Annotated in this window: 16 protein-coding genes; 5 read left to right on the plus strand and 11 right to left on the minus strand. The window is 68.4% G+C overall.

The window, feature by feature from the left end:
- Positions 1-22 precede the first annotated feature (22 nt).
- From P7L68_RS13870 to P7L68_RS13880, 3 genes are all read right to left on the minus strand, one after another.
- Positions 23-2410, minus strand: coding sequence for a xanthine dehydrogenase family protein molybdopterin-binding subunit (locus P7L68_RS13870; protein ID WP_372006224.1), 2388 nt, complete (start codon positions 2408-2410; stop codon positions 23-25).
- Between the two features lie 70 nt (positions 2411-2480).
- On the minus strand, positions 2481-2951 hold the full coding sequence (locus tag P7L68_RS13875) for a (2Fe-2S)-binding protein (RefSeq protein ID WP_014744694.1): 471 nt from the start codon (positions 2949-2951) through the stop codon (positions 2481-2483).
- A 433-nt stretch (positions 2952-3384) separates the two neighbouring features.
- Positions 3385-4335, minus strand: a complete 951-nt coding sequence (locus P7L68_RS13880; RefSeq protein WP_372006225.1) for a 2-hydroxyacid dehydrogenase — start codon at positions 4333-4335, stop codon at positions 3385-3387.
- A 362-nt stretch (positions 4336-4697) separates the two neighbouring features.
- Here P7L68_RS13880 and P7L68_RS13885 point away from each other — a divergent pair, with 362 nt between their 5' ends.
- From P7L68_RS13885 to P7L68_RS13895, 3 genes are all read left to right on the plus strand, one after another.
- On the plus strand, positions 4698-5282 hold the full coding sequence (locus P7L68_RS13885) for a hypothetical protein (protein ID WP_372006226.1): 585 nt from the start codon (positions 4698-4700) through the stop codon (positions 5280-5282).
- Positions 5269-6924 (plus strand): M10 family metallopeptidase C-terminal domain-containing protein, encoded by a 1656-nt coding sequence (locus tag P7L68_RS13890; RefSeq protein ID WP_372006227.1) that lies wholly within the window; start codon positions 5269-5271, stop codon positions 6922-6924. Before P7L68_RS13885 ends, P7L68_RS13890 begins: the two co-directional genes overlap by 14 nt.
- 167 nt (positions 6925-7091) lie before the next feature.
- Positions 7092-7838, plus strand: coding sequence for a response regulator (locus P7L68_RS13895; protein WP_372006228.1), 747 nt, complete (start codon positions 7092-7094; stop codon positions 7836-7838).
- Between the two features lie 3 nt (positions 7839-7841).
- Here P7L68_RS13895 and P7L68_RS13900 read toward each other — a convergent pair whose 3' ends face one another.
- The 6 genes from P7L68_RS13900 to P7L68_RS13925 all read right to left on the minus strand — a co-directional run bounded on the left by P7L68_RS13900 (position 7842) and on the right by P7L68_RS13925 (position 14166).
- The gene (locus tag P7L68_RS13900; RefSeq protein WP_082828481.1) at positions 7842-8750 is read right to left on the minus strand and encodes an ABC transporter permease; all 909 of its coding nucleotides are present in this window, start codon (positions 8748-8750) and stop codon (positions 7842-7844) included.
- Entirely contained in the window at positions 8747-9685 is a 939-nt protein-coding gene (locus tag P7L68_RS13905) for an ABC transporter permease (RefSeq protein WP_372006229.1), read from the minus strand. Before P7L68_RS13905 ends, P7L68_RS13900 begins: the two co-directional genes overlap by 4 nt.
- Before the next feature lie 6 nt (positions 9686-9691).
- A complete protein-coding gene (locus tag P7L68_RS13910) occupies positions 9692-10678 on the minus strand; it encodes an oligopeptide/dipeptide ABC transporter ATP-binding protein (RefSeq protein ID WP_372006230.1) in 987 nt (328 codons plus the stop codon).
- Positions 10675-11649 (minus strand): ABC transporter ATP-binding protein, encoded by a 975-nt coding sequence (locus tag P7L68_RS13915; RefSeq protein WP_372006231.1) that lies wholly within the window; start codon positions 11647-11649, stop codon positions 10675-10677. The genes P7L68_RS13910 and P7L68_RS13915 overlap by 4 nt, the downstream gene beginning before the upstream one ends.
- On the minus strand, positions 11646-13247 hold the full coding sequence (locus tag P7L68_RS13920; RefSeq protein ID WP_372006232.1) for an ABC transporter substrate-binding protein: 1602 nt from the start codon (positions 13245-13247) through the stop codon (positions 11646-11648). The genes P7L68_RS13915 and P7L68_RS13920 overlap by 4 nt, the downstream gene beginning before the upstream one ends.
- A gap of 73 nt (positions 13248-13320) precedes the next feature.
- On the minus strand, positions 13321-14166 hold the full coding sequence (locus tag P7L68_RS13925; RefSeq protein WP_372006233.1) for a metallophosphoesterase: 846 nt from the start codon (positions 14164-14166) through the stop codon (positions 13321-13323).
- A gap of 189 nt (positions 14167-14355) precedes the next feature.
- Here P7L68_RS13925 and P7L68_RS13930 point away from each other — a divergent pair, with 189 nt between their 5' ends.
- Entirely contained in the window at positions 14356-15015 is a 660-nt protein-coding gene (locus P7L68_RS13930; RefSeq protein WP_372006234.1) for a TetR family transcriptional regulator, read from the plus strand.
- 100 nt (positions 15016-15115) lie between these two features.
- The gene (locus tag P7L68_RS13935) at positions 15116-16249 is read left to right on the plus strand and encodes a toll/interleukin-1 receptor domain-containing protein (RefSeq protein WP_372006235.1); all 1134 of its coding nucleotides are present in this window, start codon (positions 15116-15118) and stop codon (positions 16247-16249) included.
- Between the two features lie 21 nt (positions 16250-16270).
- On the opposite strand, the gene P7L68_RS13940 is transcribed toward P7L68_RS13935, so the two are convergent.
- Complete coding sequence (locus tag P7L68_RS13940) at positions 16271-16645, minus strand: cupin domain-containing protein (RefSeq protein WP_082828419.1); 375 nt, start codon at positions 16643-16645, stop codon at positions 16271-16273.
- Positions 16642-17322: a cysteine hydrolase family protein gene (locus tag P7L68_RS13945; RefSeq protein WP_372006236.1), complete on the minus strand. Its 681-nt coding sequence runs from the start codon at positions 17320-17322 to the stop codon at positions 16642-16644. The genes P7L68_RS13940 and P7L68_RS13945 overlap by 4 nt, the downstream gene beginning before the upstream one ends.
- Between the last annotated feature and the right edge of the window lies 1 nt (position 17323).

Below are 17323 nucleotides of genomic sequence, written 5' to 3' on the forward strand. Positions count from 1 at the left end.
CAGGCGCCGGGTCAGGAGGTGTTCACTCGGCAGCGGCGGGCATGCGCGCCGCCTGGATGGTCGACCACACCCGGTGCGGCGTCGCCGGCATGTCCATGTCGGTCACGCCCAGCGGCCGGAGCGCGTCGATCACGGCATTGATGATCGCGGGCGGAGAGCCGATGGCGCCGGCCTCGCCGCAACCCTTCACCCCCAGCGGGTTGGTGGTGCAGGGCACCTCGTTATGGGCGACGGTGAAGCTGGGCAGGTCGTCGGCGCGCGGCATGCAATAGTCCATGAACGAGCCCGACATCAGCTGGCCGCTGTCCTGGTCGTAGACTGCCGCTTCCAGCAGCGCCTGGCCGATGCCCTGGGCGATGCCGCCATGGACCTGGCCTTCGACGATCATCGGGTTCACCACCCGGCCGAAATCATCCACCGCCACGAAGCGCTTGATTTCGACAACGCCGGTGTCGGGGTCGACCTCCACTTCACAGAGATGGCAGCCATTGGGGTAGGTGAAGTTCACCGGGTCGTAATAGGCGCTTTCGTCCAGGCCCGGTTCCAGCTTGTCGTGCGGGTAGTTGTGCGGCACATAGGCCGCCAGCGCCACCTCGCCGATGCCCACGCCCTTGTCGGTGCCCTTGACCGAGAACCGGCCGTTCTGGAACTCGATATCGCCTTCGGCCGCCTCCAGCAGATGGGCGGCGATCTTGCGGCTCTTGTCGATCACCTTGTCGATGGCCTTGACCAGCGCCGAGCCGCCGACCGGCAGCGAACGCGAGCCATAGGTGCCCATGCCGAAGGGGATGCGGTCAGTATCGCCGTGGACGATCTCGACCTGCGAGAGCGGCACGCCCAGGCGATCGGCCACGACCTGCGCGAAAGTGGTTTCGTGGCCCTGGCCATGGCTGTGGGCGCCGGTGAACACGGTGACCGATCCGGTCGGGTGCAGCCGGACTTCCGCCGCTTCGTAGAGCCCGGCGCGGGCGCCGAGCTGGCCGGCCAGTGCCGAGGGTGCCAGGCCGCAGGCCTCGATATAGGTCGACACGCCGAGCCCCAGATACCTGCCGCGCGACCGTGCCTCGGCCTTGCGGGCATCGAGGCCGGCATAGTCGATCAGCCGCATGGCGTCGTCGAGGTTCTTGTGGAACTCGCCGCTGTCGTACTGCACTGCCACCGGGGTCTGATAGGGCATCATGTCGGCGGTGATGAAATTCTTCTTGCGCAGCTCGATCCGGTCGATGCCGCTTTCGGCCGCGGCCTTGTCGACCAGACGTTCCAGCAGATAGCAGGCCTCGGGCCGGCCGGCGCCGCGATAGGCGTCTACCGGCGTGGTATGGGTGAAGGCCGACTTCACCTCGCAATAGATCGCCGGCGTCTTGTAGAGCCCGGCGAGCAGCGTGCCGTAGAGATAGGTCGGGATCGAGGGCGCGAAGGTCGAAAGATAGGCGCCGAGATTGGCGACCGTTTCGACATGCAGGCCCAGGAAATTGCCGTCGGCATCCATCGCCAGCCGGGCGCGGCTCCAGTGATCCCGGCCATGGGCGTCGGTCATGAAGCTTTCGGTGCGCTCGGCCGTCCAGCGGACCGGGCGTTCCAGCTTCTTCGCCGCCCAGGTGACGATCGCCTCTTCGGCGTAATGGTAGATCTTGGAGCCGAAGCCGCCGCCGACATCCGGTGCCACCACGCGCAGCTTGTGCTCGGGGATCTGCAGCACATAGGCGCCCATCAGCAGGCGGATGACATGGGGGTTCTGGCTGGTGGTGTAGAGCGTGTACTGGCCGCTCGCCGGGTCATAATCGCCGATCGCCGCCCGCGGCTCCATGGCGTTGGGGATCAGGCGGTTGTTGATCAGCTCCAGCTCCACCACCCGGTGGGCATTGGCGAAGGCGGCTTCGGTCGCCGCCCGGTCGCCCAGCTCCCAGTCGTAGCAGAGATTGCCGGGGGCCTGATCGTCCCAGACCTGGGCGGCGCCTTCGGCCAGCGCCCGGCGGGCATCGGCGACCGCGGGCAGTTCCTCATAGTCGATGGCGACGTCTTCGGCCGCGTCCTTGGCCAGTTCCTTCGAGGTCGCGATCACCACGGCCACATTGTCGCCGACATGACGGACCCGGTCGGGGACCAGCGGCGCATGCGGCGGCTCTTTCATCGGCGAGCCGTCCTTGGAATGGACCAGCCAGCCGCAGGGCAGGCCGCCGATGCCGTCGGCCGCCATGTCCTTGCCGGTGAACACCGCCACCACGCCGGGCCGGGCGAGCGCGGCCGAGGGGTCGATGTTCAGGATCTTCGCATGGGCATGCGGGCTGCGGATGATATAGGCATAGGTCTGCCGCGCCAGCTGGATGTCGTCGGTATAACGGCCGCGGCCGGTCAGGAAGCGCCGGTCTTCGGTCCGCTTCACCGGCTTGCCGATCACCTGTTCGGTCATCTCGTCCTCACTCCTCCCGTCGCCCGGCAGGATCTTTGCCCGCCGGATCTGTCCTGGCGGATGGCGGTGGTCAGCCGCGCATCGTCTCTGCGGCGGACTGCACCGCCTTGACGATGTTGTGATAGCCGGTGCAGCGGCAGATATTGCCTTCCAGGTGCTTGCGGATCTCGGCTTCGGTCGGGTTGGGGTTGTTCTTCAGCAGGTCGACCGAACTCATCACCATGCCCGGGGTGCAGAAGCCGCACTGCAGCCCGTGTTCCTGGTGGAAGGCTTCCTGCACCGGGTGCAGCGTGCCGTTGGTGGCCAGGCCCTCGATGGTGGTGACCTCGGCGCCCTCGGCCTGGACGGCCAGCATGGTGCAGGACTTCACGGCATTGCCGTCGACATGGACGACACAGGCACCGCACTGGCTGGTATCGCAGCCGACATGGGTGCCGGTGAGGCCGAGATGGTCGCGGATGAATTGAACCAGCAGGGTCCGCGGCTCGACCGAGCGTTCGACACGCTCGCCGTTCACCGTCAGGCTGATCTGGACCGGCATGTATAACCTCCCCATCGGTCGGTAGACGGACAGCCGCACACGCAAGGCTGCCGCAGGTCACGCGGTGCCGGCACGGGCAGGCAGGCCCCAAGGCGGACGGGGAGAGGGGCGGCGACATTCCGGCGGCGAACGTGCGGGCGCGCGATCGACCACCGCGATGGCGGGAACGCGCAGGGGCACGGCTGGGGCCGCATGGGCGGCGGGACGACCGTCATCCCGCCGGGTGTTCCTGACTCAATCCTCCCCCGGTCCGGGGCCGGGGGTGTTCCCCCTTGTTCGCTCCGATCCGGCAGGAAGAGTGTGGCGCCGCCAAGGCCGGCCGGTCAAGGGTGATGGCGGGAGAAAAGCGCCGGAAAAACGGCGGATTTATGCCGCACTGCACCAATTCCGGCTGCGTTTGAGACCCGCTCGCAATGGATCAACTGAACGTCGGTCAGTATCCGCGGGTCCGCTCCACGGGGTCGAGCGGCGGCTGGCCGGCGGCATGGCGGCGCAGGCTCTCGGCCAGGATCGGCGCCATGGTCTCAGGGGTGCTTGCCGCGGCGACATGGGGGGTGAGCACGATCTTCGGATGCGACCAGAAGGGGTGTCCCTGGGGCAGGGGCTCCACCGCGGTGACGTCGAGCGTCGCCGAGGCCAGCCGGCCGTCGTCGAGTGCGGCGAGCAGATCGGCCTCGACCACATGGCCGCCGCGGGCGACGTTCACCAGATGCGCGCCCCGGGGCAGGCGGGCCAGCAGGGCGGCATCGATCAGCCCGCGGGTCTCGTCGGTCAGCGGCAGCAGGTTGACCAGGCAGTCGGTGCCGGCAATCAGCCGGTCGAGCCCGTCGGTGCCCGCCAGGCAGGTGACGCCCGCCACCTGCCTGGCGCTCCGCGACCAGCCGGTGACGGTGAAGCCGAGCGCCGCCAGCGCCTGCGCCGCCGCGGCCCCCAGCTCCCCCAACCCCAGCATGCCGACCCTGAGCGCGCCGCCCGGCACGCTCCGCTCTTCCCAGACACCGGCGGCCTGCTGGGCGCGATACCCGGCCGCATCGACCGAGACCGCGAGCACGGCATGGACGACGAAGCGCACCATTTCTCCGGTCATCGCCGGGTCGACCGCCCGGCCGAGGACGACGTGGTCGCCGATCGCCGGATCGTTCAGCAGATGCTCGACCCCGGCCCCCAGCGACTGGGCGAGGCCAAGCCGGTTCATGCCCGCAAGCACACCCGCCGGCTGCTTCCAGAGCAGCACCGCCTCGATCTCGGACACATCCCCCAGATCGGGCCAGAGCCTGACCTCCAGCCCCGGCGCCGCGGCCACGAGCGCCCGCTGCCAGCGCGGCTGATCCCAGCCGGGCGCGATGATGGCGGTGACGGGCAGGCGGGGGGTGGCGGCGGTCATGGCATGCAGGCTCCGGTATGGGGAGAGGCAGGACAGGGGATGGGCGCGCAGCATAGCGCGGCGCGCCCGGCTGCGTCATCCCTCCGGGGGCATTCGGCTCACCGGCGCGGGGCTCGCGGAGAGGCTGGACGGCCAGCTCAGGATCAGCGACCTTGCCGAGGCGGCGGCCGCCGCCCGCGGGACCATCTGCAACAATGTCGAGAGCATCGGGGATACGTCCGGAGTCAGGATCCGGGCCTGCGCAGGCTGATCGTGCCGGCGCGCGTGTTCGGCTGACGCGGATTATTGTGATTGATTATCATTCGCAGATTGAATAATCTCAGGTAGATCAGGTGCCGAAAAATGAAAGCAGAATTCCCCGGATGTTCCTCCTGAAGATGGCAAGGTGCCGCCGTCTGAACCGACCCGTTGCCGTGGCCGTGGTGATGTCATGTGCCACGGGATGTTTCGGACCGGACACGGCGCGGCAGGATCCGCGCCATGATGTCGTCGTTCCGCAGGTCATCGGGCACTGCGACGAGACATTCGTCGCGGACGCGATGGCAGCGTTGCGGCGGGTCGGCGTGGCCGCCTCCAGGGCCTCGATCGATGCGGAGATCGCAACTGCGCTCTCCGGCCTGTCATCAGCGCATCCCGATATCTATTCCAGGAATCGGGCATGCTTCTTTGACTTTATTGATCGTGGATCCGTAAACCCATATGGCGGCGACACGGTTTACTTCCCGAGATATTACGAGGTCTGGGTCGTGCCGGGGGATGAGGCAAAGCAGGCTCGTCTTTGTGCCGGAGCCAATCCGGACGGATGGGATGCGGGCAGCCTGATCGACACCGCTCATCCCCGGGCGGCCCTGGTGCCGGAAGGTTATCCGGACACGGGCCCGGCACGGAGGGAGCGTTTCCGTCCCGTCTGCCGGAGCGAAAAGGACCCCGATCTTGGCCACTTATGAAATCCGTGCCTTCGAGAAGGCTCTCCCCCCGGGCGGACTTGCCACCCACATGGTTCTCGGTTTCTTCGAGAACGGGCAGCTGGTCCATGAATATAACGGCCTGTCGACCCTTGGTGGCGTGCCTGTTCCGGTGGGATGGCCGTGGGAGACGGATGACAGCATCCGCGTTTACCGGTCGAACGGAACGTTCGTCGGTGGAAACGACATTATCAATAATATTCTGCTGTATTCATCCGAGGATCATTCCGGATGGGCGCGCAAGCTTGATGCTGCCGATCTGGCGAAGGATATGATCAATTCGAAAAACATGGCCTATCAGTTATTATCTCAGAACAGCAACAGTGCCTTCGAGACCCTGATCAGAAGCATGGATCTGACTCTCGACAACAGTTATTTATCGGGGAATCTGGTTCCGGGGCGTACAAATCTGCTTCTTGAGAGTGGCAGCATAAATATCATCAAGTCATTCTCCGCGGGCGGGGCCATATCGGGCGTTGCCCAAAGCGCCTTTCAGATCATGAATCAGATTGGATCGGAACTGTACACGATCGGGACCCACTATGGCGTCTATCTGTCGTTCGATGACATCATGAACATCAGAAGCCCCACGGATGCCAGGAACTTCTGGGGGCGCCTGCAGGATAAACTGCCTGATCCCGTCGCGCTCAGTGTCTTCGGCGGCGTCGAAGAGGCGCTTGGTGATCTGGCAGATCTGTACAGTCAGAATGCCGGCACGATGGAAGCGATCATTCCCGAGCTCGGGAACATTCTGACGAATGTCCAGAATGTGATCGCCGACATAGCAGGCGCGGCGGCATTTCTTTCTCCTCTGGTCATCGACCTTGATGGCGATGGTATCGAAACCATTGCAAGCCTCGTCAACGAGCGTCTCTTCGACTTCGCCGATGACGGTGTCGCGGTGACCGCCCATGGCTGGCTGAAGGGCGATGACGGTTTTCTGGTTCGGGACATCGACGGCAATGGCCTGATCGACTCGGGGCACGAGCTGTTCGGCAGCCGGTTTGTCGACGGCTTCACCGCGCTCGCCCGACATGATGACGACGGCAACGGCATCATCGATCAGAACGACGCCGTCTTCGCCTCTCTCGGGATCTGGCAGGATCGGAACGAAGACGGGGTGACCCAGGCCGGCGAGATGCAGACGCTCGCAGCCTTGGGCATCACCGCCATCAGCCTTGATGCGCAGATCCTGAACGGCCGCGATCAGGGCAACTGGATCGCGCTTGGCGGGGTGGCGCAAGGGGCGAACGGCAAGGTCGTCGATCTCGCAGATGTCTATTTCAAGATCATCGGGACGGAAACCTCTGCGCCTGTGATGGTCGACCACGATTCGCTCGTGGTGATGGGCGGGCAGGGAGAGGACATTCTTGTCGGTAACACGCGGGATCAGATTTTCCGCGGGGGCGCCTCCCGCGACGTCTTCGTCATGGGGGCGGAATCGGGACATGACGTCATCATCGATTTCAAGACCGGGGAAGACCGGATCGACATCAGCGGCTGGCAGGTGGCCAGCCTGTCGGCGATCGCCATCGAACAGTCCGCCGGCGACAGCCTGCTGTCCTTCGACGGGTCGATGATCCGGGTTCACGGGCGCGTGGTGGCCGACGATCTGATCTGGTGATGCGCGGCCATCGCGCGGGGGCATGGGGGAGAGGATCGTGGTGCTCCCCCAACCACATCCGCCCAGCCCCCCTCCGTCCAGCTCCCCTCCGTCCAACGCCATTCCCCCAACCCCCGCCCCGCGCTATCCTCGACACGACACCCAATCCCGAGGATGCCGCCCGACCCATGTCCGAGCCCGTCTCCGCCTATCGTGTGTTGATCGTCGACGACCATTCGGTGGTGCGGGCGGGGTTGCGGCATCTGCTGGCGGAGGTGTTCGATCCGGTCGAGATCGTGGAGGCGAACGGGCTGGCGGCGCTGGAGGCGCTGCTCGACGAGGGCATGCGCTTCAGCTTTGCGGTGGTCGATCTCTATCTGCCGGACTTTCTGGGCCAGGACCGGCTGGACCGGATCCGCCGACGGCTGGAGCCGGCGCCGGTGGTGGCCTTCACCATGTCGGAGAGCAAGTCCGATCTGCGGGCGGCGCTGGCGGCGGGCCTGCGCGGCTATATCCCGAAATCGACCCATGACGAGGTGATCATCGGCATCCTGCGGATGATCCAGGTCGGCGGCACCTATTTCCCCTATGAACTGCTGGCGCGTGATGCCGAGGCAGAACGCGGGTCGGCACCGGCCGTGGCGGCGCCGGTGGCTGGTGATGGCGGCCAGATCGGGACAGGCCAGATCGGGACAGGCCAGATCGGGACAGGACTGGCCGAGGCGGGGGAGGGCGAGAGCGGTGCCGCGCTGACCGAGCGGCAGATGGAGATCATGGACCTGCTGGCCCGCGGCCATTCCAATCAGCAGATCGGCGACCTGCTGGGGCTGAACCTCAACACCGTGAAGGGCCATCTGTCGCGAATCTTCCGCCAGCTGGGCGTGGAGAGCCGGACCCAGGCGATCCTGAAATATCAGCGCATGCGCGGCGGCTGAGCGTCAGCCGCCGGTCGTGGGATCCAGCCGGTCGCGGAGATGGTCGCCGATCAGGCAGACCGACATGGTGGTGGCCAGGATCAGCAGCCCGGGGATCACCGCGATCCACCAGGCATTGAGCAGCAGCCCGCGCCCGTCGCCGAGCATCTGGCCGAGCGAGGTGGCCGGCGGCTGGACGCCCAGACCCAGGAAGGAAAGCGCGGTCTCCAGCAGGATCGTGCCCGGGAAGTTGAGGGTCGCCTGCACCACCAGCGGACCTGCGACATTGGGCAGAACATGGCCCAGATACAGCCGCGGGCCGGTGATGCCGGTCATCCGCGCCGCCCGCACCCAGCCGGCCGAGCCGGTGGCCAGCACCAGATTGCGGGAAAGCCGGGCGTAACGCTCCCAGCCGTCGAGCCCGACCAGGATCACGAACAGCACCAGGTCGTTGCCGAGAAAGGCGATCACCGCCAGCGCCAGAATCAGCGAGGGCAGGGCCGCCTGCACATCGACCAGCATCATCAGCAGCTGGTCGGCCAGGCCGCGGAAACGGGCGGCGAGGAAGCCGGCGCAGGTGCCGAGCACCGCCCCGATCGCCGTGCCGGCGACGGCGATCAGGATCGAGACCCGGGCGCCATGGAGCACGCGCGAGAGCAGGTCGCGGCCGAGCGCATCGGTGCCGAGCGGATGGGCGAAGGTGCCGCCGAAACCCGGAGGCGGGCGCAGTCGCGCGCCCAGATCCATGGCGAGCGGATCGGTCGGCGCAACCCAGGGGGCGCAGATCGCGAGCAGGAGGAGCGCCGCCAGGAAGCCCAGAGCGCAGCGGATCGACCAGGGCAGGCCGCGACCGCGCGCCGGCCCCCCGGTCATGAGCGGCCGGAACAGCCGATGCAGCCGGCCGGCTGCGGGCAGGGCTGTGATCGGTCTCATCGGCGGACCTCTCCTTCAAGAGCGGCGCGAACCCGCGGGTCAAGCCGGGCATGAAGCAGGTCGGCGGCGAGATTGGCCAGGATCATGGCGAGCGCGATCATCAGGATGATGGTCTGCACCACCGCAAGGTCGCGGGCCGCCACCGACTGGACCAGCAGCCGGCCGACGCCGGGCCAGCCGAACACGCTTTCGACCACCACGCCACCGCCGACCAGCAGCCCGGCTTCGAACCCCAGGAAGGTGATCACCGGCACGGCGGCATTCGGGGCGAGATGGGCGGTGAACAGCTGCAAGCGGCCGAGGCGCTTGCCCCGCGCCACCCGTTGATGCAGCTGGCCCGCGACATCGAGCACGGCGCCGCGCACGAAGCGGGCGAGCTTGCCGGCCATGGCGGTGCCGAGGGTCAGGGCCGGCAGCACCAGATGCGCCGCGGTGCCGAAGCCCGATGACGGCAGAACCCTGAGCCAGAGCGCGAAGATCAGGATCAACACCAGCCCCAGGAAGAAGTTCGGCATGGCATAGCCGAAGACCGCCGCCCCCATCACGCCGCGATCGACCGGCGTGCCGCGCCGGAGCGCGGCGATGGTGCCGGCGGGGATGCCGATCAGCAGCGCCAGCGCGAAGGCGGTGCCGCCGAGCAGCAGGGTTGCCGGCAGCCGTTCGGCCACCACGCCCGCGGCACTGCGCCCGTCGAGCAGGGAGCGGCCGAAATCCCCCGTCGCGAGCCCGCCCAGATAGCCCAGATACTGGGCATGGAGCGGCTGGTCGAGGCCGAGACGGGCGGCATAGGCGTCGCGGATGCTTTGCGGCGCGTCCTCGGGCAGCAGCGCATCGAGCGGGTCGCCCGACAGCCGGAGCACCACGAAGGTCAGGGTGATGCAGATCAGCGCCGTGACCAGCGTGCGGGCCAGGCGGATCAGAAGGGCGCGGGACATCGCGGATCAGACCTCGGCCGGGATGGGGGCGTTGACGGACAGATGGCAGGCGACGAGATGGCCGGCGGCGGCCCCGGGCGCGAGGCCCGGTCGCGCCCGCCGGCAGATCTCTAGGGCCAGGGGACAGCGCGGATGAAAGGCGCAGCCGGCGGGCGGGTTCAGGATCGCCGGCGGCTCGCCTTGAAGGCGCCGCCGCGGCCGGCGCAGCCCCGGATGGGCGACCGGTACGGCATCGAGCAGGGCGCGGGTATAGGGATGGGCGGGGGCACCGAACACCGCGTCGACCGGCCCGGTTTCCACCACCCGGCCCAGATAGAGCACCGCCACCCGGTGGGCCAGATGGCCGACCACGCCCAGATCATGGCTGATGAACACCATGGCGAGGCCGCGATCCCGGGCCAGGGCGGCCAGATGATTGACCACCTGCGCCTGAACCGAGACGTCGAGTGCGGAGACCGGCTCGTCCAGCACCAGCACCGAGGGATCGAGGCTGAGCGCGCGGGCGAGCACCGCGCGCTGCCGCTGCCCGCCGGAAACCTGATGCGGCCAGCGGTCGAGCAGGGCGGGATCGAGCCCCATGGCGTCGAGCGCGGCCGAGATACGCCGGCGCCGGTCTGCGGGGGCGAGTCCCGCCACTGCCAGCGGCTCGTCCAGTTGCCGGCCAAGGGGCATGCGCGGGTCGAAGGCGCCGAGCGTGTCCTGAAACACCAGCTGCACGGCACGCCGCCGGGCCGACGGCAGGGGCAGGGTGAGGGCCGTGCCATCCAGCAGCACCCGGCCGGCATCGGGCGCGATTTCACCCGCAAGCATGCGGCCGATCGTGGTTTTGCCCGAGCCGCTTTCGCCCACCAGGCCCAGAATCTCGCCCGGCGCCACCTGAAGATCGATGTCGGACACGATCGCCACCCGGCGCGGCCGGGCGAAGAGGCCGGGATCGCGCAGCGCCACCGCGAGGCCCAGCCCTTCGGCCTTGAGGCGGGGATGGCCGGTCATGCCGGCACCCCGCAGGCGACCAGGCCGCCACCTGCAATTGGGCGCAATTCGGGTAGCATCATTCCACAGCTTTTGATTGCACGTCGGCAGCGCGGTGCGAAATCGCAGCCCGGGCCGCGACGGCCGGGCGGCGGCACCATCCCCGGAATGGCGGCAAGTTGACTGCCGCGCGCCCGGTGGCCGGATCGCCGGTCGCCGGACCCCTGGCGGCCGGACCCCTGGTGGCCGGGGCGGCAGGCCAGAAGTTCCGCGGTATAGGGGTGGGCCGGGGCGTCGAAGATCCGGCCGACCGGGCCCTGTTCGACGATCCGCCCGGCATACATCACCGCCATCTCGTCGGCGATTTCGGCAACCACGCCCAGGTCATGGGTGATGAAGATCAGCCCCATTCCGGTATCGGCGGCGAGCCCCGCCAGCAGGTCGAGGATCTGGGCCTGGACGGTGACGTCGAGCGCGGTGGTCGGCTCGTCGGCGATCAGCAGGGCGGGCCGGCAGGCAAGCGCCATGGCGATCGCAACCCGCTGATTCATCCCGCCGGAGAATTCATGCGGCCAGGCGCCCGCGCGTGCGGCCGCCCCGGCGATGCCGACCCGTTCCATCAGCCGCACCGCTTCCGCCATTGCCGCGCGGCGGCCGAGCCCCGCCCGGGCCACCAGCGGCTCGGCGATCTGCCGGCCGACCGTCATCAGCGGGTCGAGCGAGGCCATGGCATCCTGATGGATCATGGCGAGTCCGGCCGGGGTGGCGCCGCCCGGCCGGAACGGCCGGCCGTCGATGCTGGCGGTGCCGGATACCACCCGGGCGCCCGCCGGCAGCAGCCCCATCAGCGCCAGTGCCGTCAGGCTTTTGCCGCAGCCGCTTTCGCCGACCAGGCAGAACACCCGACCGCGGCCGATGGCGAGGTCGAGCCCCGCCACCGCCGGGCCGCCCGGCACATCGATCCTGAGGTTTTCGACGGTGAGTGCGGTCATGCGAAGGACAGGTTGTCGGGGCGGAGGTCGAGATAATAGAGCGGGTAATGGGTCCAGTTGACCGGCCGGCGCTTGCCGTAGACCTCGTTCACGCCATAGAGCACCACACCCGGCGCCTCTTCATCGAAGAGATCGAGCAGATACTGGAAGATCCGCCGGCGGTCGGCGGTTTCCTGCGCCGCCTGAAGTTCGGCGATCGCGGCGTTGAACCGGTCCGACGACCAGAAGCCGCGCTTCTGCACCGCCGAATCCGGCCCCCAGGCCGGCACCACGCCGCCGCCCAGCGGATCGGGAAAGCGGAAGGCGGCCGAGATCATCCGGACGTCGGCCCCGGGCTCCAGCGCCTGTTTCATGCTTTCGACGAATTCCAGCTCCAGCGGCACGCCGATCTGCGCCCACATCGCCTGGATGATCTGCCCGGCCGCTTCGGCGCCGACGTAATAGCCCGAGATCAGGCGCATGCGCACGGGCGTGCCGCCATATCCGGCCTCTGCCAGCAGCGCCCTGGCGCGGGCGGGATCGAAGGGGAAGTGCCGGCGGTCGGCATCATAGAGCGGGCCGAAGGCGGGGGTCTGCAGGCCGTTCGGCCGGTTGAACCGTGCGCCCCAGACCGCGCGGCCGAGTGCGTCATAGTCGATGGCGTGGTTCAGCGCCTGGCGGATCCGCGCATCGGCCACCGCCGGGCGGCGGGTATCGTAGAACAGCATATGGACCAGATCGAGCGGCACGGCCACCGCCTCGACATCGTCATAGCCGTCGAGCTGCGGCATCTGGTCGGGCAGAAGATTGGTGACGATGTCGTATTCGCCCGAGATGAGCCCGGCGATCCGGGTCGCGGCCTCGGGCACCACTTCAATCCGCACTTCGCGCGCCGCCGGCCGGCCCATCCAGTAGTCGTCGTGAGAGCTGAGCACCAGCCGGGTGTCGCGGACGAATTCGGAGAGTTTATAGGGGCCGGCACCGACCGGGGCGGTGCGCATGGTCTCAGCCCCGCCGGCCGCCATCGCCTTCGCCCCCACGATCCAGGCACCATAGGCGGCCAGGCGCTGGGGCATCACCGGGTCGGGGCTGCGGGTGACGAGATCGACGGTCAGCGCGTCCACCGTCCGGACCTCCGCCAGATGACCGAACAGGATCCGGCCCTCGGGCCAGGGCGTGTCGGGGCCGATCCGGGCCGGCGCGAAGGTCGCCGCCACATCGGCGGCCGAAAGGGTGGACCCGTCATGCAGCGTCACCCCGGGCCGCAGCGTCATCCGCCAGGTCAGGTCGTCGACGCGGGTGACGGCCGTGGCGAGCTGCGGGTCGATCTTCGCGGTGCCGGGCATTGCCGCCTCGGCCTTGAAATCGCGGCGGAGCGGGCTGTCGAACAGGCAGGTGGTCTGGCGCAGGCCGATATTGGAGATGGTCTCCAGCGGCTCCAGACTGGCCGGCAGGGCCTGCACGGCGATGCGCAGAACCGGGCGCGGGTCGCTGCCCGCCCGGATCCCCGTTGCCTGGCCCCCCGCCGCCTGGGCGACGGACGAGAAGGCGCCGGGCAGGGCGGCGGTGGCGGTGCCGGCGCCGATCAGGCGCAGCAGGTCGCGACGGGTGATGGTCATGGCGGGAAGGCCTCTCGTCGGGTGCAAATCGTGAAGCTGCGGCTCAGGGAGGCGCGGATCAGGGAGGCGCGGATCAGGGCCGGGCAGAGCGCCGCAGCGCCCGCACCGCCGGATAGGCGTCGTCATGGTCGAGCAGGTCGTTCTCGGGCAGAGCCACGGGATGGCGGAAATCCAGGCGATGGCGGCCGCCTTCCAGTGTCAGCATCGCCCAGCCGACCCGCTTCTCGCCGATCCGCTCCTGGATGTGATCGGGGATGATGAAGGCGGTGGACGGCATCCAGAGATGTTCGACATCGCCGATCATCAGCCGCCGGGCCTGATGGGCGTGGCCCGAAATCACGAAGCGCAGATCCACCCCGGCCAGCAGATCGATCAGCCGGGCGCGGGGGCCGGCCGGCACATAGCGGACATGGACCTCGTCGTCGCCGGGACGGTCGCGGAACAGCGGCTTGTGCAGGAACAGGCCCACCGGACCGCGGGCGGCGGCAAGCGTTGCCGCCAGCCAGTCGAACTGTGCCGCCTCGGCATCCAGCCCGGTGCCGAACAGCTGGGCGTTGAGCCCGATCAGCCGGAAGCCCGCCAGTTCGGTGACCCAGTGATCGGGGCCGAAAGCGGCTGCCCAGGCGGCCAGGCGGGCCGGGGTCACCGCGCTTGCGACATGGGCGCCCGGATGGGGCGGGTTGTCGCCCAGATCGTGATTGCCCGGCACGGCCAGGCGCGGGGCGGACAGCGCCTGCATCGCCTCCAGCGCCTGGCCGTGCTCGGCCGGATCGCCCGCACCGTCGACCGTGATGTCGCCCAGATGGATGATCAGATCCGGGCGTTCGGCCTCGATCAGCCGGGCGGCGATGTGCCAGTTGGCGGTGAAGGCCCGCGCACGGGCGGCGATATGGGTGTCGGAAACCAGGGCGATGCGCATGGGCGCGAACCTTTCGGCCGGTCAGATCCTTCCGGCCCCCGTCGCAGCCCGGTGTATGCGGCCGCAGCGAGGTGACGTGCCGACCATAAGCGGTCATGATGTCACCCTGGTGACCGGCTTCGAACGCCGCCCGAAAGCCGTCATCGAACCGTCGCGAAGCGCAGCCGGCCCCATGCCCATCGGAGCTGCATGTCCACCGAACTGACCACGGCCCGCATTCTGGAGGTCACCGAACGCCTGATGGCGACCACGGACGATCCCGACCGGATCACCGTGCGCCGGATCGCGGCCGCGGCCGGGGTGGCGGTGTCGGCGATCAACTATCATTTCGGATCGCGCGAGGCGCTGATGGTGGCGGCGATGGCGCGCTGCTACACCCGTTTCAATGCCGAACGCCTGAATCAGCTGACTGCGGCGGTGGATGCAGCCCGGCCGTCACCGCCGCCGCTGGACGCGGTGCTGACGGCATTGCTGGAGCCGTCGGTGCGCTGGCGCTACGATCCGGCCTCGGATTATCGTGTGTTCCTGAACTTCCGCGCGATCACGCGCCGCAGCGCCGACCCCAGGCTCGGTCGGGCGCTGGCCGAGGAGGTCGACCATCTGGGGCTGTTCCTGGACGTGCTGGCCCGCATTGCGCCGCATCTGAACCGGGCGGAACTCGGCTGGCGACTTCATGCCACCCTGGGGATCCGCGACAACGTATTGCGCAACCGCACCCGGCTGGTGGCCCTGGCCGGGACCGCCATCGACCCGGACGACCCGGCGCGGGTGCTGGCCGAACTGGTGGCAATGACCCGCTGCCTGTTTGTCGCACCGGCGGGTGGAACAGGCCGGACGATGCGTCGGTGAGCGGAGGCGGAGAGGTCGGGACGCGATGACGTTGTCATCCGACGGACCGTCCGATTGAATCGACGGGGCCATAAGCGCGTCGCCGTCGCCAGGAGGCCCCATGTCGAACGTCTTCATCTCGCATGCCTCAGAGGACAAGCCCTTCGTGCTGCGGCTGGCCGTGGGGCTGCTGGCGAAGGGTATTCCGGTCTGGCTCGACAGCTGGAGCATGACGCTCGGCGATTCTCTGCGCGACGCCATCTATGACGGTCTGGAGCGGAGCGGTTTTGTCGTGGTCGTGGTGTCCGACGCGGCCATCCGCTCCGGCTGGGTCAACAGGGAGCTGAATGCGGCGCTGGCGCGGGAAGAGCAGACCGGCCGCCGTTTCGTGATCCCCATCCGGATCGACGACACGAATATGCCGCTCAAGGTGGCGGACCGGCTTTATGCGAATTTCGCGACACGCGGCTTCTCGGAAGCCCTGGAGGATCTGGCCCGGGTGCTCGTCTCGAAAGGGGCGGCCGAGATGGCGGTCCCGCCGGAGCGGGAGGTGCTGCCGCTCCGTTTCGTCCGGCCGGTCGATCTGGACATGGCCGCACTGGAGGCAAGCTGGAAGCATATGCGCCGGCGTCATCCGGATCTGGTGCTGTCGCCCGAGCAGGTCGTCCTGGTGGAGGAGCCTGAATACGGGGCCTTGCGCCGGTCGCTGCATCACCGCATCGACGGGATTGCACAAGACCCGGATTACACGCCCGAAGTCGAAAGACATTTGAAGGACATGAATGACCTGGCGGCCCGGCTGGAGGTTGTGCTGCGCACCGGGGTCGCAGAGCTTCTGAACCGGGGCAAAGAGATCGACGCGGTGCTGTGGTTTGCGAAGATCATCCGGGCGCGCGCCCTCTACAGGCTGTGGACCACCAGGATGATTGCGGGCGGTCTGGGGCAGGGCTGGAGAATTGCAGCTCTGCATGACCGCAAGGATGCGTGCAGCTTTTTCGGAACGGACGATCTGGACCTCGTCGACCTGTGGCGGGACGGGCATCGCACCGGATATTTCATCCTCTGGCTGCCGCGCCGCGACGTCGCGGATCTGTACCGCCATGGTCGGCCGCAGCGCTATTATGACGGCCTCCCGATGATGATGTCGGAGCACATCTATGTGTACCCCCAGATGCTGGCGGAGCACCTCTGTTATCCGCTGAAGACCCGCGAGCCGGTCTGGGATCTCGCCGAGGCGATCATCGGCCTCCACTGACAGCGCCTGGCGCGCGGCGGGTCAGGTGCCTTCGTAAAGCCGCGGCGCGCGTTCCCAGATCAGCAGGGCGGTGCAGCCGGTGTCGCTGCGCACCTTGTGTTCCGTACCGGGGTCGTTGACCACCAGCGTGCCGGCCTCGTAGGTGCCGGCATCGTCGCTCTGGCGGCCGTCGAGAATCAGGATGGTTTCGCGGCCGGTATGGGCGTGGCGCGGCACGTCGGATCCGGGGGCGTAGCGCAGCAGCGCCGCCGCCGGGCCGCCATCGGGGCTGCGATGCAGCCAGTGGGCCTCGACCCCCGGGCGGAAGGGTTGCCAGTCCAGCGCCGCGCGGGCGGCAGGGTCGAGCAGGCCGGTGCGGAGCACGGCGGGAAGATCGGCGGCAGACGATCCGGTCATGTATCGGCCCTCAATGCGGTGAGCACGGCATCTACCGGTGCCACCCAGCCGACGATGCCGGCCTGGGCGGTGATCATGGCGATGGTCGCCGCCTTGAATTCGGGGAAATAGCTGTCGGTGGCATCGGTCGCGAGCAGGCAGTCGAAGCCGCGGTCATTGGCCTCGCGCATCGTGGTCTGCACGCAGACTTCGGTGGTGACGCCGGCGAAGACCAGATGGCTGATGCCGCGGCGGGCAAGCTCGTCGCCGAGCGGGGTGGCGTGAAAGGCGCCCTTGCCGGGCTTGTCGATCACCACTTCGCCCGGCAGCGGCGCGAGTTCGGGGATGATGTCCGCCCCGGGCTCGCCGCGGATCAGAATCCGGCCCATCGGCCCCGGATCACCGATGCGCAGCGGCCCCGGCCCACGGCCATGCTTGGCCGGCGGGCAGTCCGAGAGGTCGGGCAGATGGCATTCGCGGGTGTGGAAGACCGGCAGCCTCGCCGTACGGAAGCCCTCCAGCAGGCGCCGCGTCGGCGCGATCGACGGCCGCACCCGGGTGACGTCATTGCCGAGCGACGCCCCGAAACCGCCCGGCTCCAGGAAGTCGCGCTGCATGTCGATCACGATCAGCGCCAGCCGGTCGCGCGGTGCGGTGAAGGTGCAGGGGGCGGCATCGATGGTGATGGTGTCTGGCATG

The sequence above is a fragment of the Tistrella mobilis genome, from assembly GCF_041468085.1.
Lineage (GTDB): Bacteria > Pseudomonadota > Alphaproteobacteria > Tistrellales > Tistrellaceae > Tistrella > Tistrella mobilis_A.